Annotated in this window: 19 protein-coding genes; 14 read left to right on the top strand and 5 right to left on the bottom strand. The window is 36.8% G+C overall.

The window, feature by feature from the left end:
* Positions 1 to 176: 176 nt before the first annotated feature.
* From ACQ33O_RS10645 to ACQ33O_RS10600, 10 genes are read left to right on the top strand one after another with little or no spacing between them, the layout of a single operon-like run.
* Positions 177 to 1,595 carry an anthranilate synthase component I family protein gene (locus ACQ33O_RS10645; protein WP_430995564.1) on the top strand — a complete coding sequence of 473 codons (1,419 nt, stop codon included), beginning with the start codon at positions 177 to 179 and terminating at the stop codon, positions 1,593 to 1,595.
* A 1-nt stretch (position 1,596) separates the two neighbouring features.
* The gene (locus ACQ33O_RS10640; protein ID WP_430995563.1) at positions 1,597 to 2,178 is read left to right on the top strand and encodes an anthranilate synthase component II; all 582 of its coding nucleotides are present in this window, start codon (positions 1,597 to 1,599) and stop codon (positions 2,176 to 2,178) included.
* A 3-nt stretch (positions 2,179 to 2,181) separates the two neighbouring features.
* The gene (gene trpD / locus ACQ33O_RS10635; RefSeq protein ID WP_430995562.1) at positions 2,182 to 3,171 is read left to right on the top strand and encodes an anthranilate phosphoribosyltransferase; all 990 of its coding nucleotides are present in this window, start codon (positions 2,182 to 2,184) and stop codon (positions 3,169 to 3,171) included.
* Between the two features lie 5 nt (positions 3,172 to 3,176).
* Entirely contained in the window at positions 3,177 to 3,965 is a 789-nt protein-coding gene (gene trpC / locus ACQ33O_RS10630) for an indole-3-glycerol phosphate synthase TrpC (RefSeq protein WP_430995561.1), read from the top strand.
* Positions 3,965 to 4,600, top strand: coding sequence for a phosphoribosylanthranilate isomerase (locus tag ACQ33O_RS10625; protein WP_430995560.1), 636 nt, complete (start codon positions 3,965 to 3,967; stop codon positions 4,598 to 4,600). The genes trpC and ACQ33O_RS10625 overlap by 1 nt, the downstream gene beginning before the upstream one ends.
* Positions 4,600 to 5,229: a phosphoribosylanthranilate isomerase gene (locus ACQ33O_RS10620; protein WP_430995559.1), complete on the top strand. Its 630-nt coding sequence runs from the start codon at positions 4,600 to 4,602 to the stop codon at positions 5,227 to 5,229. Before ACQ33O_RS10625 ends, ACQ33O_RS10620 begins: the two co-directional genes overlap by 1 nt.
* A 5-nt stretch (positions 5,230 to 5,234) precedes the next feature.
* Positions 5,235 to 5,729, top strand: coding sequence for a GNAT family N-acetyltransferase (locus tag ACQ33O_RS10615; protein WP_430995558.1), 495 nt, complete (start codon positions 5,235 to 5,237; stop codon positions 5,727 to 5,729).
* 10 nt (positions 5,730 to 5,739) lie between these two features.
* Positions 5,740 to 6,918 (top strand): tryptophan synthase subunit beta, encoded by a 1,179-nt coding sequence (trpB, locus tag ACQ33O_RS10610; protein ID WP_430995557.1) that lies wholly within the window; start codon positions 5,740 to 5,742, stop codon positions 6,916 to 6,918.
* Between the two features lie 4 nt (positions 6,919 to 6,922).
* On the top strand, positions 6,923 to 7,696 hold the full coding sequence (gene trpA, locus ACQ33O_RS10605) for a tryptophan synthase subunit alpha (protein ID WP_430995556.1): 774 nt from the start codon (positions 6,923 to 6,925) through the stop codon (positions 7,694 to 7,696).
* Between the two features lie 46 nt (positions 7,697 to 7,742).
* Positions 7,743 to 8,843 (top strand): redoxin domain-containing protein, encoded by a 1,101-nt coding sequence (locus ACQ33O_RS10600; protein ID WP_430995555.1) that lies wholly within the window; start codon positions 7,743 to 7,745, stop codon positions 8,841 to 8,843.
* Here the strand turns inward: ACQ33O_RS10600 and ACQ33O_RS10595 are convergent.
* Entirely contained in the window at positions 8,836 to 9,564 is a 729-nt protein-coding gene (locus tag ACQ33O_RS10595; RefSeq protein ID WP_430995554.1) for a pyridoxine 5'-phosphate synthase, read from the bottom strand. The two genes, ACQ33O_RS10600 and ACQ33O_RS10595, sit on opposite strands and share 8 nt — an antisense overlap.
* Before the next feature lie 131 nt (positions 9,565 to 9,695).
* On the opposite strand from ACQ33O_RS10595, the gene glgB reads away from it, so the two are divergent.
* Entirely contained in the window at positions 9,696 to 11,663 is a 1,968-nt protein-coding gene (gene glgB, locus ACQ33O_RS10590; RefSeq protein WP_430995553.1) for a 1,4-alpha-glucan branching protein GlgB, read from the top strand.
* 85 nt (positions 11,664 to 11,748) lie between these two features.
* The gene (locus ACQ33O_RS10585; RefSeq protein WP_430995552.1) at positions 11,749 to 12,768 is read left to right on the top strand and encodes a tetratricopeptide repeat protein; all 1,020 of its coding nucleotides are present in this window, start codon (positions 11,749 to 11,751) and stop codon (positions 12,766 to 12,768) included.
* Between the two features lie 69 nt (positions 12,769 to 12,837).
* Here the strand turns inward: ACQ33O_RS10585 and ACQ33O_RS10580 are convergent, their stop codons facing one another.
* Complete coding sequence (locus tag ACQ33O_RS10580; RefSeq protein ID WP_430995551.1) at positions 12,838 to 13,350, bottom strand: hypothetical protein; 513 nt, start codon at positions 13,348 to 13,350, stop codon at positions 12,838 to 12,840.
* A 118-nt stretch (positions 13,351 to 13,468) separates the two neighbouring features.
* On the opposite strand from ACQ33O_RS10580, the gene ACQ33O_RS10575 reads away from it, so the two are divergent.
* A complete protein-coding gene (locus ACQ33O_RS10575; RefSeq protein WP_430995550.1) occupies positions 13,469 to 14,350 on the top strand; it encodes a DMT family transporter in 882 nt (293 codons plus the stop codon).
* A gap of 99 nt (positions 14,351 to 14,449) precedes the next feature.
* Here ACQ33O_RS10575 and ychF read toward each other — a convergent pair whose 3' ends face one another.
* Together ychF and trxA are read right to left on the bottom strand one after the other, a co-directional pair.
* Entirely contained in the window at positions 14,450 to 15,550 is a 1,101-nt protein-coding gene (gene ychF, locus ACQ33O_RS10570; protein WP_430995549.1) for a redox-regulated ATPase YchF, read from the bottom strand.
* A 191-nt stretch (positions 15,551 to 15,741) separates the two neighbouring features.
* On the bottom strand, positions 15,742 to 16,059 hold the full coding sequence (trxA, locus tag ACQ33O_RS10565; RefSeq protein ID WP_430995548.1) for a thioredoxin: 318 nt from the start codon (positions 16,057 to 16,059) through the stop codon (positions 15,742 to 15,744).
* A gap of 298 nt (positions 16,060 to 16,357) precedes the next feature.
* Here trxA and ACQ33O_RS10560 point away from each other — a divergent pair, with 298 nt between their 5' ends.
* Entirely contained in the window at positions 16,358 to 16,657 is a 300-nt protein-coding gene (locus ACQ33O_RS10560) for a hypothetical protein (protein WP_430995547.1), read from the top strand.
* A 98-nt stretch (positions 16,658 to 16,755) separates the two neighbouring features.
* Here the strand turns inward: ACQ33O_RS10560 and dnaE are convergent, their stop codons facing one another.
* Positions 16,756 to 20,376 carry a DNA polymerase III subunit alpha gene (gene dnaE, locus ACQ33O_RS10555; protein ID WP_430995546.1) on the bottom strand — a complete coding sequence of 1,207 codons (3,621 nt, stop codon included), beginning with the start codon at positions 20,374 to 20,376 and terminating at the stop codon, positions 16,756 to 16,758.
* Positions 20,377 to 20,408: the final 32 nt, after the last annotated feature.

Here is a 20,408-nt window from a genome sequence, read left to right as displayed (position 1 = left end):
ATACTCTTAAGCCCCGACACAATGTGTTGGGGCTTTTTAATTTTGCCCCCATCCCCTAAAGGGGAGAAAAGGCAGAGTGAAATATAATTTTTAATCTCTTAAGTTTAAAGACGATTTGTGTAAATAAAGATTGTTTTTGAATTTAAGGCAAAGCCCCTTTAGGGGTTTGGGGTAAAATGAAAAAAATACAAATACAAACGGTTTCTAAAAAAATGTTGGCAGATGTGTATACACCTGTTGGCATTTATCTACGCTTACGTGATAAATTCAGAGATACTATCTTGCTGGAAAGCACAGATTTTCATGCAGGAGAAAATAGTTGCTCTTTTATCGGTATCAATGCCATTGCCGGAATTGAAATAAGTAATGCAAAAGAATTAGAATATAAATTACCGGGACAGGTTCCTGAGAAAATAGCTATCACAAATCCTGCTGATGTGCCGGAACATTTATGGAGTTTCATGCAACGCTTTGAATTAATAGGTGATACAAAAAAGCCGGTTAATGTAGCACAAGGCTTATTTGGTTATTCTACTTATGATGCAGTTCAATTCTTTGATACGATCAATCTTACTGCAGCAAATAAACAACAAACTACTGAGATACCATTAATGCGATATCGGTTGTACCAATATGTGATCGCTATCAATCATTTTAAAGATGAATTATTTCTTTGTGAAAATATAATTCCTGGATTGGATAGTAATATTGATGCTGTTGAGAGTTTAATTAAAAGTAAAGATGTTCCCGTTTTTCCATTTGAAGCTATTGGTGATGAAACATCTAATCTGACAGATCATGAATATTTGGATATTGTAAAAAAAGGAATTGCCAGTTGTTACAGAGGTGATGTTTTTCAAATTGTATTGAGTAGAAAATTTGAACAAAAATTCAAAGGGGATGAATTCAATGTTTACAGAGCATTAAGGAATATCAACCCAAGTCCATATTTATTTTATTTTGATTATGGCGATTATAAATTAATTGGCTCGTCACCAGAAAGTCAGTTGATCGTTGAAAATGGCAAAGCCATTGTACATCCGATCGCAGGTACATTCAAACGTACAGGTAATGATGAAGCAGATCAGGAACTGGCAATACAGTTAGAAGCAGATGAAAAAGAAAATGCAGAGCATGTAATGCTGGTAGATCTGGCCAGAAATGACCTGAGCAGAATGTGCGATCATGTGGAAGTAACGCAGTATAAAAAAACAACCTATTATTCTCATGTAATACATTTAGTAAGTGAGGTAAGAGGCAATGTTCAGGCAGAAACAAATCCCTTCAAATTATTGGCAGTAAGTTTTCCGGCGGGTACATTGAGTGGTGCTCCAAAATTTAAGGCAATGCAATTGATCAATGAATTTGAACCAACAGATAGAAGCTATTATGGTGGAGCAATTGGTTTCATAGGTTTCAATGGAAGTTGTAATCATGCCATTATGATCCGAACTTTTTTAAGTAAGAATAATACATTGATCCGTCAGGCAGGAGCTGGAGTAGTAGCGTTAAGCAAACCGGAAAGTGAGTTGCAAGAAGTGAATAATAAATTAAATGCGTTAAAACAGGCTATCGTATTAGCACAAACTATCTAAGATGAAAATATTGGTATTTGATAATTATGATTCGTTCACGTACAACCTGGTGCACCTGGTTGAAAAAATCATGCATGAAAAAGTGGAAGTACACAGGAATGATAAGATCGCATTAGAAAAAGTGAAGGACTACGACAAAATCATTTTATCTCCCGGCCCGGGCATTCCTGAAGAAGCAGGTTTATTGTTGCCATTGATAAAAGAATATGCACCAACAAAATCTATACTGGGTGTGTGTTTGGGGCATCAGGCAATAGGTGAGGCTTTTGGCGGTAAATTGGAAAATTTGAGTACTGTGTATCATGGCGTTGCAACACCTATAAATATAACCCACAGGAATTCAAATTTTGGTAATAATGTATTTTCAGAGTTGCCCGATACAATCGAAGTAGGGCGCTACCATAGTTGGATTGTAAGTGATGAGAATTTCCCTGAGGAATTGGAAGTGACTGCAAGAAGTGAAAATGGTTATATCATGGGATTGCAGCATAAAAAATACGATGTGCAGGGCGTGCAATTTCATCCGGAAAGTGTGTTAACGCCGGATGGAGAAAAATTATTAAGAAACTGGTTGAAAAAATAGCCGATGAAAAAGATATTACAACGTTTATTTGAATACAAAAGCCTCTCAACAGAGCAGGCAAAGGAGGTATTGTTGAATATATCAAAAGGGATATATAATGAAAGTGAAATAGCTGCTTTTATAACGGTGTACCTTATGCGGAGCATTACGATTGATGAATTGAAAGGATTTAGAGATGCTTTACTTGATCTTTGTGTACGGATTGATCTTGGTCAATCTGATTTGATTGATATTGTTGGTACAGGTGGAGATGGAAAAGACACATTCAATATTTCAACCCTAAGTTGCTTTATTGTGGCAGGCACAGGCAATAAAGTAGCCAAGCACGGTAATTATGGTGCATCTTCTATCAGTGGCAGCAGTAATGTGATGGAGCAATTGGGCTATACATTTAAAAATGATGAGAAGCAATTAAAAAAGGAAATTGAAGAAGCAAATATTTGTTTTCTACATGCACCATTATTTCACCCGGCATTAAAAGTTGTTGGACCGATCAGAAAAAATTTAGGCGTTCGTACTTTCTTTAATATGCTAGGACCAATGGTGAATCCTGCATTTCCGAAGCATCAATTGGTTGGCGTATACAATCTGGAAATGGCAAGGATATATAATTATCTCTTGCAACAAACAGATAAGAACTTTACCATTATTCATAGTCTTGATGGATATGATGAGATCTCTTTAACCGGTGATACAAAAGTGATCACCAACGCTGGTGAAAAAGTGATGACGCCTGAAATGTTGGGAAAACGTACGGTGAAAGCAGAAGATATACATGGAGGAAATTCTGTTGAAGAAGCGGCGAAAATATTTATGACGATCTTAAAAGGCGAAGGGACATGGTCGCAGAATGCAGTAGTATTGGCTAATTCAGCAATGGCATTACAATGCACGGGCAAATATGCTTCGTATGAAGAATGCTATCAATTGGCTGTCGATAGTTTAGAAAGTGGCAAGGCTTTGAATGTATTGGAAAAATTAAAATCTTTATAAGCAGGATGAATATTTTAGATAAAATAATTGAACAAAAAAAAGTTGAAGTTGCGGAACGGAAATTGTTAGCAAATGAAGAGCAATTACGAACTGCTGCATTATATAAACGTAACTGCTTTTCATTGAAGCAATTTCTATTGGACGATACTAAAACTGGCATTATAGCTGAATTTAAAAGACAATCTCCTTCTAAAGGTGTTATTAATGCGACTGCAGATGTTTTAGATGTTACAGGAGCATACACTAAACATGGCGCAAGTTGTTTATCTGTTTTAACAGATGAGATTTTCTTTGGAGGTTCATCTAATGATCTGTTAAGAGCAAGAATCAATAATATTCCCATTCTGCGTAAAGATTTTATCATTGATGAATACCAGATAATAGAAGCTAAATCAATTGGTGCAGATGTGATCTTATTGATTGCTGCCTGTCTAACTCCCGAAAGAGTAAAAGAACTGGCTTTGTTTGCTAAAAGTCTTGGATTGGAAGTATTGCTTGAAATTCATAATGAAGAAGAGTTGCAACATATTTGCGATGAAACAGAAATAGTAGGAGTAAACAATCGAGACCTTAAAACGTTTACAGTTGATATTAACCGTTCGTTGGAATTGAGTAAAAAAATTCCAGCGGATAAAATTAAAGTTGCCGAAAGTGGCATCAGCGACGTAGCCACTATTGATATTTTTAAAAGTGCCGGTTTTAAAGGGTTTTTGATCGGCGAGAATTTTATGAAAGCACAAAACCCAACGATTGCTTTTGCCGAATTTGTAAACAAATTAAATGCAAAAAGCTAATGAGAGTAAAAGTTTGTGGTATCACCGATGCTGAGCAGTTGCAAGAATTGCCGGAGGTAGGTGCTACCTTTGCCGGGTTCATTTTTTATCCGAAGTCGCCGAGATATGTTTTACGACATATGACGACCAATCAGATAAAAAAGGAAAACAATATGAATAAAGTGGGGGTTTTTGTAAATGCCTCTACTGAAGAGGTTTTGCAAATGGTAGACGAATGCAGATTGCATATGGTACAATTGCATGGCGACGAAACTCCTAAATATTGCGAAAAGATCGCAGACTATATTTCTGTTGTAAAGGCTTTTCGTTTGAGCGAAACGGATAATATAGGGTATAGAATTCAGGAATATATGAACGTTTGCGATATGTTCATGTTTGATACAGAAGGGGCCGGTTATGGAGGAACAGGAAAGAAATTCGATTGGGCACAATTAAAAGGAACACAAGTAGGCAAGCCATATTTTTTAAGTGGCGGTATTGAGCCGGGTGATGCTGACAAACTAAGAGCTTTTAAAGAAACACCTGAAGCAAAAGCGCTATTTGCGGTTGATATCAATACGAAATTTGAAATCGCAACAGGGGTGAAAGATATGGCATTGATAAAAAAATTTACGGAACAATTAAATAAGGAATAATGAATATTAAAGTCTGTGGTATTACGCAATTAAAACAATTGCAACAGTTAGATGGTTTGGAAATTGATTTTGCAGGATTGATCTTCGAAAAAAGTTCGCCAAGATATGTTGAAGATAAGCTTGATCCTAAAGCGATAAAGAACAGCGATTTTGATTTTAAAATAGTTGGTGTATTTGTGAACCCGGAAATGATCGATGTGTTAGACGCTATTGATAATTACGGTTTGGATGTGGTACAGTTGCATGGACAGGAGTCTGCAGAAATGTGTGAAGATCTTTCAGAAGAAGTAGAAGTCATAAAAGCATTTAGTATTGACAATTCTGTAAAGGATATTGATGCATTGGTGGCGCCATACGATGCAGTATGTGATTATTATTTATTTGATACAAAGTCAACTAAAGGTTTGGCAGGCGGAACCGGTGAGCAATTTGACTGGAAGATTTTGAGTAAAGCAAAGATCGAAAAACCATTTTTTATCAGCGGAGGAATTGGTGTTGATGATACTGCAAAATTAAAATCATTTAAACACCCTGATTATTTTGGTGTAGATGTGAATAGTAAATTGGAAAAAGAACCTGGTGTAAAGGATATGGCACTGGTATTGCAATTTAAGCAAGGGATGAAATAGTATTTATGATAACCATTCGAACAGCAACAGAAAGTGATCTGCCGGCAATGCTGGTGATTTACAATGACATCATTGTAAACACTACGGCTGTGTGGGATTATGAACCTCACACACTTGAAATGCGGAAACAATGGTTTGCTACAAAACAAGAACAAGGTTTTCCTGTTTTTGTCGCAGTAGATAATCATAAAATTGTTGGATTTGCTTCTATCGGCACTTTCAGGACATGGGTCGGATATAGATTTACGGTAGAAAACTCTGTTTATGTAGACAGATTTTGCAGAGGAAAAGGAACCGGTAAATTGTTATTACAAAAGACTATAGATGCTGCAAAAGAATTAAATCTGCACAGCATTATCGCAGGTATAGATGCCGATAATGAAATTAGCATTGAGTTGCATAAAAAACTTGGGTTCAAAGAAGCGGCACATTTAAAAGAAGTAGGGTATAAGTTTGATAGATGGTTGGATTTAAAATTATTAGAGTTGATTCTAAAATAAAAAATATAAAATGAGTTTCAGTGTAAACGAACATGGGTATTATGGAGATTTTGGAGGAGCATTCATCCCTGAAATGCTGTACCCGAATGTGAAAGAATTGCAGGATAATTATTTGAAAATAATTTATGAAGACAGTTTTCAAAAAGAATTTCAGCAATTGCTGACAGATTATGTCGGTAGACCAACTCCACTATTTTTAGCAGAAAGATTGAGCGAAAAATATGGTGCTAAAATTTATTTAAAGAGAGAAGATCTTTGTCATACAGGGGCACATAAAATAAACAACACCATCGGGCAAATTTTGTTGGCAATAAAGTTGGGTAAAAAAAGGATCATTGCAGAAACAGGTGCCGGTCAGCATGGAGTAGCAACAGCAACAGTTTGTGCCTTGAAAGGATTGGAGTGTATTGTTTACATGGGTGAAAAAGATATTGAAAGACAAGCGCCGAATGTTGCAAGAATGAAAATGTTGGGTGCAACAGTTATTCCAGCAACCAGTGGTAGCAAAACGTTGAAAGATGCTACTAATGAAGCCATCAGAGATTGGATCAATAATCCGGTTGATACGCATTATATTATTGGTAGTGTTGTGGGGCCACATCCTTATCCTGATATGGTTGCAAGATTTCAATCTGTGATCAGTGAAGAAATAAAAAAACAATTATTTGATAAAACAGGTTCACAAAATCCGAATTATGTTTTTGCTTGTGTAGGAGGTGGTAGTAATGCAGCCGGTGCGTTCTATCATTTTTTAGATGAAGCATCTGTAAAATTAGTAGCAGTTGAAGCGGCAGGTTGCGGTATTGATAGTGGCATGACTGCTGCGACAACACAGTTAGGCAAACCCGGAATTTTACATGGCAGCAAAAGTTTGTTAATGCAAACGGCAGACGGACAGGTTGTAGAGCCTCATAGTATTTCAGCAGGATTAGATTATCCCGGTATTGGGCCATTGCATGCTCATTTGTATAAAAGTGGCAGAGGAATATTCTTAAGTGCAACTGATAAAGAGGCTTTGCAATCAGCTTTTGAATTATGTAAACTGGAAGGTATTATTCCTGCATTAGAAAGTGCTCATGCTTTGTATGGGCTAAATAAAATTAAATTTAAAAAAGATGAAGTTGTGGTGGTTTGTCTGAGCGGAAGAGGAGATAAGGATCTTGCAACTTATATGAAGCATTTAGATTAAAAGTATGAACAGAATAGATAAATTATTTTCCGAAAAAAAACAGAACGTTTTAAATGTTTATTGCACGGCAGGTTATCCGAAATTAGACTCAACCTTGCAGGTATTAAATGCATTGCAACAACATGGGGCTGATCTCGTTGAAATTGGAATGCCTTATAGCGATCCATTAGCCGATGGCCCCGTAATTCAACATAGCGGATCTGTTGCTATAGAAAATGGGATGACAATGCAAGTGCTGTTCAATCAACTTAAAGATGTTCGTAAGAATGGTTTTGATACTCCATTGATATTAATGGGTTATATGAATCCTGTGTTGCAATTTGGTATTGAAAATTTTTGTGCAGCAGCAGAATCAGTTGGTGTAGACGGAATTATTTTGCCCGATTTGCCAATGTATGAATATGAGACCATATATAAACAGCTTTTCGAAAAGCATAATTTAAAATTTATCTTTTTGGTTACTCCCGAAACCAGCGAAGAAAGAATAAGAAAGATCGATACACTTAGCTCAGGGTTTATTTATGCAGTCTCGTCATCTTCTACTACCGGTAACAATAAAGCTATTGGTAATCAGGAAGCTTATTTTAACAGGCTGCAACAAATGGATTTGAAGAATCCGATATTGGTAGGGTTTGGTATTAAAGATAAGGCAACTTTTCAGGCAGCCTGTAAGCATACCAACGGAGCTATTATTGGCAGTGCCTATATTCAGGCTTTAAATGCAGCCTCGAATGTAGATTTAGTTACTAAAGATTTCCTAAATAAAGTACTGCAATAATACATTCGCATTAAATGAATTAAATTGCATATTCAATAGATACCTGATGAAGAAAATTTTGCTTGTTTTTGTATTATTGCCTGCATTGGTTTTTGCACAGAAAACAACTAAAAAACCTGCAATTAAAAAAACTCAGTCCTCAAAGACCACTGTTGCCATTAAAAAAGCTGCTGATGAATATCTTATATATGGTACTGTAGCAGGTTATCCGGATGGCACTAAGGCGGGTATATTAAATGGTAGTACCGGTGTGTTGGAACAGGAAACAACCTTTAAAAAAGGTAAATTTACATTGAAAGGAAAAATTGGTTTTCCTGATTTCAAGTTACTTTGGTTAGATAATCAAAAAACTACCGTTACGCTTTTACTTGATAATAGCGTTGTTAAATTTACCGGACATAAGGATTCGCTCAACTATGTAAACGTTACCGGGTCTAAATCTCATAATGAGTATCAGGCCTATCTTCAATCTTTACAGCCATATCAGCAAGTTTTCAACGAAAATGCACCGTACGACGAATTCGTTGAAACTAAAGCAATAGAGCTTACTGCCGGCTATCCGGCCAAACATCCCAAATCTTTTGTTGCACCTTTGGCAATTATTCATTACAATCAAATAGGTGATGTATACGATAAAACGGAAGAGTTATACAATGCATTGGACTCAAATCAGAAAATAAGTCCAATGGGTAACTATATTGTTCAATTAATAGAAGCAAGAAAGAAAGAAGGTTTTGGTGCTGTTTTGGATGACTTTTCGCAAGCCGATACAGCAGGCAATCAAATCTCACTTTCTTCATTCAAAGGTAAATATGTGTTGATCGATTTCTGGGCAAGTTGGTGCAGACCATGTCGTATAGAGAATCCAAATGTAGTGGCTGCCTATAATAAATTTCATGATAAAAATTTTACAGTATTAGGTGTGTCATTAGATAAAGGAAAGCAAGCATGGGTTGATGCCATTCAAATGGATAAACTTACCTGGCCACATGTAAGCGATCTACAAGGCTGGCAAAATGCAGTTGCCGTAAAGAATCAAGTATATCAAATACCTCAAAATATTTTGATTGATAGGGAAGGTAAAATTGTTGGTAAAAATTTAAGAGGACCTAAGCTTGAAAAATATCTAAGCAAGCTGATCAAATAGATGATTGCAACTGTCTTTTGTACAACTGCACTGTATTTTCTAAACCTAAATAAATAGCATCGCATATTAATGCATGACCAATAGATACTTCAAGTAATCCGGGAATATTTTCTGCAAAATACTTTAAGTTATTCAGGTCAAGATCATGCCCTGCATTGATACCTAAACCTAATTCATTGGCTTTTTTTGCTGCAGCTTTATAAGGAGTTATTGCCTGTTGCTTATTGCCCATTGCATATTCCTTAGCATAGCCTTCTGTATACAATTCAATTCTATCGGTACCGGTGGCTTTAGCGCCTTCAACCATTTCAACCACAGGGTCAACAAATATAGAAACCCTGATGCCGGCTTTTTTAAACACCTTGATCATGTCAGTCAGATAATCCTTATACTCAATTGTATTCCATCCATGATTAGAAGTGAGTTGACCGACAGCATCGGGAACAAGCGTGACTTGTGCAGGTTTGTTTGCCAAAACCAGATCTACAAAAGATTGCTCCGTACAGTTTCCTTCAATATTGAATTCAGTAGCGATCACTTTTTTTAGTGCGTATACATCTGCATAACGGATATGCCGTTCATCCGGTCTCGGGTGCACAGTAATGCCTTCCGCTCCAAAGCGTTCAATATCCAATGCAGTCTTTACCAGATCAGGATTATTACCACCCCGGCTGTTACGCAAAGTCGCTATCTTATTTATGTTTACTGAGAGTTTGGTCATAGTTGATGGTGCAAAGTTACAATTACTGAAGATATTTTCTCTTTAAGCTAAATATTTCTCTTTTCTTGCCTTACAATTACTAAATTTACATAGATACTTTTACTAACCGCTCATAAACAAGTTACCTCCCGATGTCTGCCCATAATACTCCACAAACCGTAAAAAAATACGAAGAGATACATTTTGTTGACAGTACCAAGCCAGTATGGAACTATTCGTTACTAACGGATGAGGATATACGTAATTATCAGAACGGGACCATGTATAATGCCTATACAAAATTCGGTAATCACGAAACAATTGTTTTGGATACGCCGGGTTATTATTTTGCAGTATGGGCTCCCAATGCAACGGAGGTATCAGTAAAGGGAAATTTTAATGATTGGCAGAATGGTACACATCCTTTGTATGTACGATTGGATAATTCCGGTATTTGGGAGGGCTTTATACCGCATTTTAAAAAAGGGGAGGTTTATAAATATCATATAAAAGGTTATCAGGGTGCGGTTTTGGATAAAGGTGATCCATTTGCAAATTTTTGGGAGAAGAGGCCTCTAACTGCTTCTATATCATGGAAAATGCAGTACGATTGGAAAGATAAGGATTGGATGCAAAAACGCAAAGCACACAATGCATTGGATGCAGCCTGGAGCGTATATGAAGTGCATCTGGCAAGTTGGATGCGTCCTGATAAAAATGATGAAGAAACCTATAATACCTATCAGCAAATTACAGAAAGGTTAGTGCCTTATGTAAAAGAGATGGCTTTTACGCATGTTGAATTTATGCCGGTAATGGAACATCCGTTCGATGGTAGTTGGGGTTATCAGGGTACAGGTTTTTTTGCTCCTACTTCACGATTTGGTTCGCCGGAAGATTTTATGGCAATGGTAGATGCCTTTCACAATGCTGGTATCGGCGTAATACTCGATTGGGTGCCATCGCATTTTCCTTACGATGCTCACGGCTTGTTTATGTTTGATGGAACACATACATACGAGTATGCCGATATGCGAAAAGGATTTCATCCGGATTGGAACTCATATATTTTCAATTACAAAAGAGGGGAAGTGAAATCTTTTTTGATCAGCAGTGCTCGTTTTTGGTTCGATAAATTTCACATTGATGGTATAAGAGTAGATGCAGTAAGTTCTATGTTGAAATTAAATTATTCAAGAGAAGAAGGAGAATGGGAGCCAAATGAATTTGGTGGCAATGGTAATTTAGAAGCCATTGCATTCATAAAAGAATTGAATGAAATGATCTATAGAGATTTTCCAGATGTACAAACCATTGCGGAAGAAGCCACAGACTGGCCCGGCGTATCAAGACCTACATTTGCCGATGGGCTTGGCTTTGGTATGAAATGGATGATGGGCTGGATGCATGATACATTGGATTACTTCAAAATGGATCCGTATTTCCGTCAATTCAATCAGGATAAGTTTACATTCAGTATGATGTATTATTATGACGAGAATTTTATGCTTCCTCTAAGTCATGATGAAATTGTACATGGTAAGAGTCCGATGATATTTAAAATGCCGGGAGATGAATGGCAGAAGTTTGCAAACCTTCGTTTAATGTACAGTTATATGTTCACTCATCCGGGAGGGAAATTATTATTCATGGGAGATGAATTTGCCCAAACAGATGAATGGAATTATAAAACAGAACTGCGTTGGGATCTGCTGCAATTCGATTGCCATCAGCTAATGAAAGATTGTGTAAGAGACCTTAATAAATTATATGCATCAGAACCGGCCTTGCATCAATTACAATTTGCACCAGGTGGCTTTGAATGGGTTGAAACCAACCAGCGAAAAGAAGGCATTCTTGCTTATAAACGCATTGGAAAAGATCGAAATGATGATGTGCTGGTAATACTCAATATGACGCCTGTAGTTCGTAGAGACTGGAAAGTAAAAGTTTACGGAAAATCAAGTTGGAAAGAGATCTTCAATAGTGATGGTAAAAAGTATTGGGGCACTGGAGATGTTTTCAATCCTGCCCCCGAAATAAATTGTGTAGAAAAAAAATCTGACCTCTACGAAATAAATCTGCACCTTCCGGCGTTAGCTTGTATAGTATTGCGATAATTGGCTTTAATCCGGTTTACCAATTTTGGTACAGTTATTGCAAAACATCCGTACAAAACACCTATATAAACTAAAATCCAGTAGAATGAAATTCCTCATTACCACAATGGTATGCTGTGCCATGGCATTCAGTACCTTCGCAGAAAACTTAGACAGTGCAAGAGTTTATTTCGACAAAGCTATTTTAGAGAAAAACGCCAAGCGTTATCAGGTGGCTTCCAAGCTGTTCGACAAAGCAGTTGAGTTCAATCCCAAATTTGTAGACGCTTATCTGGAAAACGGATTTGTAAATTTAGAAATGCGTAGAACGGATGCAGCAAAATATGCCTTTACAAAGGTGAATGAATTAGATCCCAATAATAATATTGCCATTCAACAACTTACAGAGTTATTTTATTCATACAGACAATTTTCTAAAGCGATAGAATATGCACAAAAATGCAAGAACTATCCTGCTGCGGAAAAGATCATTGGGTTGAGCAGTTACGAGCAGGAAGATTATCCTACGGCTGTTTCTACATTACAAGCTTATTTAGCAAAAAATCCAAAAGATGCTCAGGCCATTTATACAATTGGCAGAAGCTATCTGGAAATGGAAGAATATAAAAAAGCAGTTCCCTTTTACAAACAAGCTGTAGAAGCAGATCCGGCAAAAAATGCCTGGGCTTATGAATTGGGGCTATTGAGTTATAATAATGATGATTTTAAAAATGCTGTGATCTATTTTAATAAAGCTGCAGAAAATGGATACAATCAAAGTGCAGACTTTAAAGAAAACCTTGGTTTCGCTTATATCTATAGCAATGAATTTGAAAAAGGCGAAAAATTATTATTGGAGTTGATCGCTAAGAAGCCGGGAAATAAAGATATGTTAAGAGATATGGCAGATGCTTACTATAAAGCAAAGCAGTATAATAAATCTTTAGAATATTGTCAGAAGTTGATGGAAATGGATATGAGAGATGGTAAAGCTTTATGGCAAGCAGGTTTATGTTTCCAAAAACTGGGAGAAAAGGATAGAGGCGCTCAAATGTGTGACAGAGCTATTGAATTAGATCCTACACTTGCCGGAATGCGTCAAAAGAATATGAGCGCTGGTTTATAAAAAGTTTCTTGTTTAACTAAATAAATACATGATGATTGAATCCCGGGTTGTTCTCAACACCGGGATTTCTTATTTAAAGAAACGTCTTTTTATCCACCATACTAATACAAATGCGGCAATGCCCCCAAGCGTAAGATAAATGGCAATATTGCGTTTTTTCAAAATAGCATCATTGTACCATTTTAATGTATCTGCATCGGAAATATATTCTTTGTCTTTATATTTTAAGGAGAAAACAGTAACACCCTTTTTTGCCACCATCAGATTCTCTTCCGGACTATAAGACATTGTTATAGTTGCACCGGTTGGTACTTCATCAACAAAATCTCCCCATTTAATACCATTTGGAATAAAAGTTCGGTTGGCTTCTTTTATAATTACATAATGCCCGCCACTACTACCCGAGGGTAGATATATTTCATTTCCTGCAGAGCTAAGGGTGCCCGTAACGTATGCTAATTTATCTTTTGTAACTAACTGTCTTGGATTTTGAAAATAATCTTTCCAGAAAAAGAATGCAGCACTTAAGCACATAATAGCAAGTGCATGAATTTTCAAGTTATCTAATATTTTATTCAACATCGAATATCTTTTTATAAAGATAAAATAATGATGGGTTATAAATATACCTTGGGTTGGGTATTTGTCGATCGTTTAATTTTTCAAAATATTCCTTCTTATCTTCTTTAATTTTGTATTTATGAAAGATGCCGGAGGGTACAGGTTAAAATTTATTTTAGCGGGAATAGTATTTGCCATTCTGTGGGCTTCGGCTTCTGCGGCCACAAAAATTGCGTTGATTGCTGCACAGCCATTTGTAATTGCAGTTACCCGTTTTTTTATTGCATCGTTAATCATGCTGCTTATTTCACATGTGATTTTAAAAGAAAGATTGCCACGACAGATGGAATGGAAACAATTAATGATCTACGGCACCTTTAATATCAGTATTTATCTCGGTCTCTATGTAATTGCAATGATGAATGTTTCAGCCGGCCTCGGTACTTTGTCTGTAGGTACTAATCCTGTTATAATAAGTATCATCACTGCTATTTGGTTGAAACAAAAAATCAAAAAAAATACGATTGTTAGTTTATTATTATGTACAGCGGGTATTTTAATAGCAGCTTGGCCCTTGCTTAAAAGTAGTTATGCTACGCCGTTAGGGTTGATCTTGCTACTTACCAGTATGTTGGCCTATTCTGCAGGCGCCGTCTATTTCTCCAATAATAAATGGAATGGGTTACATATTCTTGTTATCAATGGCTGGCAGACGTTGATAGGCGGCATATTATTGCTTCCTTTATTATTCATCTTTTATGATGCCAACAAGAATGTGTACGATGTAAACTCCATTGGAGGCATGTTGTGGCTGGCCATTCCGGTGTCTATAGGTGCTGTACAGTTGTGGCTATACTTACTGAAGGACGATCCTGTAAAAGCATCTTTCTGGTTATTTCTCTGCCCGATATTCGGGTTTGCCATAGCTGCAATCATGCTGAAAGAACCGATTAGTATACACACATTTATTGGGGTAGCATTAGTTATTCTTGGATTGTATATAGTGCAAAAGAAGGAATAATAGGCTTATAAAGGGGGAGGAGAAATCGACCACAGACGACTGGCTATAGACACACAGTCAATTATCTATGATCCGTGGTCAGTCGTCTGCCGACCGTCGTTACACATTAAATCTAAAGTGCATCACATCTCCGTCATTCACCACATATTCTTTTCCTTCTATTCTTAATTTACCATTCTCTCTACATGCGGCTTCAGATTTATAAGAAATGAAATCATTGTAAGCAATTACTTCTGCTTTAATAAATCCTTTTTCAAAATCGGTATGTATAACACTTGCAGCTTGCGGAGCTTTCCATCCTTGATGAATGGTCCATGCCCTTACTTCCTGTACACCTGCTGTGAAATAAGTAGATAGGTTCAGGAGTTTATAGGTTGAATGTATAAGTCTGTCTAATGCAGGTTCTACCATTTTATATTCTTCCATAAACATTGCTTTGTCTTCCGGGTTTTCGAATTCTGCAATTTGTGCTTCAATAGCATTAGTCATTACAATTACCTCATTGCCTTCAGCTTTTACGGCTTCTGTCAATGCTTCGGAAAATTTATTGCCTGTATGCATGCTTGCTTCATCAACATTGGCAACGTATAAGATCGGTTTGTCAGTCAATAAGAAAATATCTTCAATAGCAACTTTTTCTTCTTTACTTAATTTTAATGCAAGAATATTTTTGCCCTGGTTTAATTGATCTTTACAACGGGTTAAAACTTCCAGTTCTGCTTTCATTTTAGCATCTCCGTTCTTGATGAGTTTTTCTGTACGTTGGATTTTTTTCTCAACACTTTCGAGGTCTTTCAATTGCAATTCTGTTTCAATGATCTCTTTATCACTTACAGGATTAATAGCTCCTTCATCTCTTAAAATATTTTCATCTTCAAAACAACGTATCACATGAATAATGGCATCAACCTCACGAATATTGGCAAGGAATTTATTGCCCAATCCTTCACCTTTACTGGCACCACGTACCAAGCCGGCAATATCTACAATTTCTATTTGGGTAGGAACGGTGCGTTCTGGAACAACTAATTCTGCTAATTTATCCAAACGAGGGTCGGGTACATTTACCAAACCAACATTTGGTTCGATGGTGCAAAAACGATAATTGCTTGCCTGTGCTTTTGCGCTATTACTAACTGCGTTAAATAAAGTTGATTTCCCTACGTTAGGTAGACCTACGATCCCTGCTTTTAAAGCCATTTGTGTTATTTTTTTTGAGGTTGCAAAGGTAAGGGTTTAGTTTGTAGTTTTTAGTTCTTAGTTAAGAGCCCTCAAGTAGTTAGAATAAGCTAAAAACGTAAAAGCATTCAACTAAGAACTAAAAACTAGAAACTCATAAAAAAAGGGCCGTTCCGAAACGAAACAGCCCTTTTAAATTAAGTAAAACCAAACTATTTATGTTGTTCAATCTTTTTTACAAAATTTGCTTTTGGTTGAGCTCCAACCAATTTATCAACAACCTGTCCGCCTTTTACAAAAAGGATAGCAGGGATACTTGTAATACCATAGTTCATAGATACTTGCGGATTGTGATCAACATTTACCTTACCTACGTTTACTTTTCCTTCGTATTCTTTTGATAATTCTTCAATTACCGGCCCAATTGCACGGCAAGGACCGCACCATTCTGCCCAAAAATCGATTACTGAAAGTTTATCTGCAGCTATTACTTTTTCCTGAAAGTTTGCATCTGTGAATTCGTGTGCCATATTATTTAGTTTAAAATTTAGAAGAAGAGGACAAATTTACGACCAAAGCCGATAATATGCACTATTGACATATCCACAATGTGTGAATGACATGGTTTAAGTCAATGTGACGCTGAATAATGTGCCGATATGCTGATGTGCTGATTTTAAGGTCGAAGTGTAATTCTTTACTGCGGCTTCTTTTTAATTTGAAGCTACTGGCTTCATTAACACATTGATATATCCTCACATTAACACATCATCAGGTATTGTATTTCATTAATTTTTGCACTATCTTTCTTAGCTAAAAATTATTGCTATGTATTTAATAAGAGAAACATTTCAGGCAAAACCGGGTAAAGCAAAAGACCTGGTAAAAATATTTAAGGCAGCTATTCCGCATTTTGAAAAGATGCAGGGTGGAATGAAAAATGCCAAAGTAATGACAGATGTTGTTAGTACTTACTGGACAGTTGTATTTGAATCTGAATCGGAAGATATTGGTGCTTTTTTCAAAGACCTTCGTTCTGCTACAATGAGTGATGAGCTGAAAGATATTATGAAGGGGTATATGGATTGTATAGAAGGAGGAAAGAGGGAGATATTTTTAATTGAATAAACAGATTTGAAGATTTGGAAATTTTACGATTTGAAGATGAAAAGTAACTGTTAAAATACCAGCACATTTCCAAATCTTCAAATTTCCAAATCTTCAAATTAAGCAGTTACCACACTTACATCAATATCTTTATTCTCATTTAAGAAGAGAGCCATATCATCATTCATAGTAAAATTCTTTTCAAAAGTATTCATGCCTACTTTGAAATTATGTCGTACATCAATGATGTTGAATTTTAGCATGGTCTTGCCCGGATTGTCTTGAATGTTTTTTTCAATGAAATTGATAAAATCTTCGTTGATGAATTGTGGCTCTACAGTAATAGTTACCTGTTTGGTAAGCGCAGGTTTTACAGTTTCCAGCAAATGGATTTTTGATAGACTGAATTGATATTCGTCGCTATTATATCTTGCTTTAAAGCCTCCTTCAACCAAAACGATCATGCCTTTTTCTAAATAATTCGTGTATTTCACATAGTCTTCACTCCAAAGCATGAATTCACTTTTACCGCTATAATCTTCAATGGTTAATATTCCGAAATTCTTTCCTGTTTTTGTAAGGCGATGTTGTGCATCTACTACAAGTCCGGCTACTCTGAATTGTTTGCCTTTATTGGGTAATGTATTTACAATTGATTTGAATTCAACATACTCCGCAAGTGGCGTAATGTTGTAATACTTCATTTCAAATTTGTAATTATCCAACGGATGGCCGCTGATATACATACCTGTTACTTCTTTCTCATAATCGAGTTGTTCTATTAAAGCCCATGGTTCACAAATAGACAATTTAGGTGGTTCAATTTCCGGCATTACCATATCGCCAAATAACGTGTTGGTAGATTGTGTTGCCTGCGATTGAAATACAGATCCGAATTTGATGATCTTTTCTAACCCCGACACATCGCCGGGAGCCTGATAAAAATATTGCGCTCTTGTGATATCCTTAAAGCAATCAAAAGCACCACTATAAGCAAGACTTTCCAAAGATTTTTTATTTACCGAACGTTGATTCACTCGTTTAGCAAGATCAAAAATGGATTTAAACTGACCACCTTTGTTTCTTTCTTCAATAATATCTTCAATTGCTTTTTCGCCAACACCTTTTAATCCGCTGAACCCAAAACGGATCTCACCTTTTTGGTTTACGGCAAAGCCGTTCTGCGATTCGTTAATATCCGGCCCGAGTACTTTTAGTCCCATGCGTTTACATTCTTCCATGAAGAAAGTGATCTTGTCAATACTGCCTGCATGATTCAGTACAGCAGCCATATACTCACTTGGATAATGAGCTTTTAAATAAGCAGTTTGATAAGCAACAAAAGCGTAGCATGTTGAGTGAGATTTATTGAACGCATATTGTGCAAATGCTTCCCAGTCTGTCCAGATCTTTTCCAGCTTATCTTTCGGGTGCCCTTTGGCGTTAGCTCCTTCAACAAATTTCACCTTCATCTTATTGAGGACGGCAATTTGTTTTTTACCCATCGCTTTACGCAATACATCCGCATCACCTTTACTGAAGCCGGCAAGTTTTTGTGAGAGTAACATTACCTGTTCCTGATAAACGGTAATGCCGTATGTTTCTTTCAGATGTTCTTCCATATCAGGCAGATCGAACTCTACCTGTTTTTTACCATGCTTTCTGTCAATGTATTCAGGAATGTATGCAATAGGGCCCGGACGGTACAAGGCATTCATTGCAATAAGATCGTCGAATTTATCGGGTTTTAATTCTCGTAAATATTTTTGCATGCCGGCACTTTCAAACTGGAAAGTTGCATTGGTATCTCCATGCTGATAAAGGGCGTATGTTTTTTCATCATCCAAAGGAATGCTATCAATATCTATGGATACGCCATGATTAGCTTTTACAAGTTCAAGAGCGGTTTTTAAAATACTTAGGGTCTTTAAGCCAAGAAAGTCCATTTTGATTACACCGGCTTCTTCAATAGTGCTTCCTTCTATCTGCGTTAACCAAAGTTCACTTTCTTTTGAAGTTGCAACAGGAATAAGTTCTGTAAGATCTTTTGGTGCAATGATGATACCTGCTGCATGGATACCGGTATTACGAACTGAGCCTTCCAGTATTTCTGCATTTTGCAGGATAATACCTTGTAGGTCGGTGCCGCTATGAATTTCTCTTAACCGTCTTACATTTTCAAGATCTTCGGCAACCAAAGCTTCTTTTTCCTCTAAACTTTTTTCGCCATCCTTCGCTTCTTTGCTTGTATAAGGCGCATGCAGCAAACGTTTTAAACTGATGCCCGGTTTTTCAGGAACGAGTTTTGTCAATGCCCGACTCTCAGGTAAAGGAAGATCCATTACTCTTGCAACATCGGCAATGCTACTTTTAGCAGCCATTGTACCATAGGTAATAATTTGCGCTACCTGATTTTTACCATATTTCTCTACCACATAATTGATCACTTTCTGACGACCATCATCATCAAAATCCGTATCAATATCGGGCATACTCTTACGCTCCGGATTTAAGAATCTCTCGAAAAGCAAATTGTACTTAATAGGATCGATGTTGGTAATACCAATACAATATGCTACCACGCTACCTGCCGCAGATCCACGACCGGGGCCGACAAATACCCCCATCTCTCTGCCGGCTCTGATAAAATCGCTTACAATTAAGAAATAGCCGGCGAATCCCATTTCACGAATAACACCTAATTCAAAACTAATACGTTCTTCTGCTTCAGGGGTAAGTATTTTATAACGATCTTTTGCTCCTGCCCATGTAATGCTTTCTAAATATTCGTCCTGTGTTTTGAAATTTGCCGGCACAACAAAGTGTGGTAACAGAATATCTCTTTTAAGATCCAATAGATCTACTTTCGAAACTATTTCATTTGTATTGTCTATTGCTTCAGGCAGGTCTTCAAAGACCTTTGTCATTTCTTCGGTCTTTTTAAAATAGAATTGATCGTTCGGAAAAGCAAATCTTTTGCCTTTAGTTAAAATGTCATCATCGCTAAATTCACGTAGGGCAGGGGTGGCCTGTTTTTCGCCGGTGTTGATGCAAAGAAGAATATCGTGAGCATTAAAATCTTTTTGATCTACATAATGACTATCATTGCTTGCAATAACTTTTACATTGTATTTCTTTGCATACTTTAAAAGAATTTCATTCACCTTGTCTTGCTCGGCCATACCATGGCGTTGTAACTCCACATAATAATCGTCCTGAAAAATATTCAACCACCATTTGAATTCGTTTTCACCTTCGGCTTCACCTTTTTTCAAAATAGTTTGTGGCACTAACGCACCCAAGCAACATGTGGTTGCTATTAATCCTTCGTGATATTTGTGAATGAGTTCTTTATCGATACGAGGGTACTTGCTGTACATGCCTTCAATGTATCCAAGAGAGGTAAGCTTTACCAAATTCTTATAACCGGTGGCATTTTTTGCTAATAATATCTGGTGATGGCGGGGGTCTTTTTCGTCTTTACTGAATTTATTTCTTGTTCTGTCGGTAGTGATATAAAATTCGCAACCTACGATGGGCTTAATCTTAAGTGTTCCATCTTCATTTTTGTGGTTGTATGCTTCTTTTACAAATTCAAAAGCACCAAACATGTTGCCATGATCGCTAATAGCCAGTGCCGGCATCCCATCTGCAATGGCTTTTTTATATAGATTCTTGATGGAAGCAGCTCCATCCAGTAAGGAAAATTGTGTGTGAACGTGTAAGTGTGAAAATTTCATAAAACTATGGTCTATGGACCATCGACCATAGT

This window comes from Ferruginibacter sp. SUN002 (assembly GCF_050611725.1).
Lineage (GTDB): Bacteria > Bacteroidota > Bacteroidia > Chitinophagales > Chitinophagaceae > Ferruginibacter.
Note: the sequence above shows the minus strand (reverse complement) of the source record. Positions and strands in the feature narration are given on the sequence as shown.

Coding starts and splice junctions, on each gene's coding strand:
- trpC (WP_430995561.1), top strand. CDS start 3,177: ATGAATATTTTAGATAAAATAATTGAACAAAAAAAAGTTGAAGTTGCG.
- ACQ33O_RS10595 (WP_430995554.1), bottom strand. CDS start 9,564: ATGACCAAACTCTCAGTAAACATAAATAAGATAGCGACTTTGCGTAAC.
- trxA (WP_430995548.1), bottom strand. CDS start 16,059: ATGGCACACGAATTCACAGATGCAAACTTTCAGGAAAAAGTAATAGCT.
- ACQ33O_RS10560 (WP_430995547.1), top strand. CDS start 16,358: ATGTATTTAATAAGAGAAACATTTCAGGCAAAACCGGGTAAAGCAAAA.
- ACQ33O_RS10640 (WP_430995563.1), top strand. CDS start 1,597: ATGAAAATATTGGTATTTGATAATTATGATTCGTTCACGTACAACCTG.
- ychF (WP_430995549.1), bottom strand. CDS start 15,550: ATGGCTTTAAAAGCAGGGATCGTAGGTCTACCTAACGTAGGGAAATCA.
- trpD (WP_430995562.1), top strand. CDS start 2,182: ATGAAAAAGATATTACAACGTTTATTTGAATACAAAAGCCTCTCAACA.
- ACQ33O_RS10620 (WP_430995559.1), top strand. CDS start 4,600: ATGAATATTAAAGTCTGTGGTATTACGCAATTAAAACAATTGCAACAG.
- ACQ33O_RS10600 (WP_430995555.1), top strand. CDS start 7,743: ATGAAGAAAATTTTGCTTGTTTTTGTATTATTGCCTGCATTGGTTTTT.
- trpB (WP_430995557.1), top strand. CDS start 5,740: ATGAGTTTCAGTGTAAACGAACATGGGTATTATGGAGATTTTGGAGGA.
- ACQ33O_RS10575 (WP_430995550.1), top strand. CDS start 13,469: ATGAAAGATGCCGGAGGGTACAGGTTAAAATTTATTTTAGCGGGAATA.
- ACQ33O_RS10645 (WP_430995564.1), top strand. CDS start 177: ATGAAAAAAATACAAATACAAACGGTTTCTAAAAAAATGTTGGCAGAT.
- dnaE (WP_430995546.1), bottom strand. CDS start 20,376: ATGAAATTTTCACACTTACACGTTCACACACAATTTTCCTTACTGGAT.
- ACQ33O_RS10625 (WP_430995560.1), top strand. CDS start 3,965: ATGAGAGTAAAAGTTTGTGGTATCACCGATGCTGAGCAGTTGCAAGAA.
- ACQ33O_RS10615 (WP_430995558.1), top strand. CDS start 5,235: ATGATAACCATTCGAACAGCAACAGAAAGTGATCTGCCGGCAATGCTG.
- ACQ33O_RS10585 (WP_430995552.1), top strand. CDS start 11,749: ATGAAATTCCTCATTACCACAATGGTATGCTGTGCCATGGCATTCAGT.
- glgB (WP_430995553.1), top strand. CDS start 9,696: ATGTCTGCCCATAATACTCCACAAACCGTAAAAAAATACGAAGAGATA.
- trpA (WP_430995556.1), top strand. CDS start 6,923: ATGAACAGAATAGATAAATTATTTTCCGAAAAAAAACAGAACGTTTTA.
- ACQ33O_RS10580 (WP_430995551.1), bottom strand. CDS start 13,350: ATGTTGAATAAAATATTAGATAACTTGAAAATTCATGCACTTGCTATT.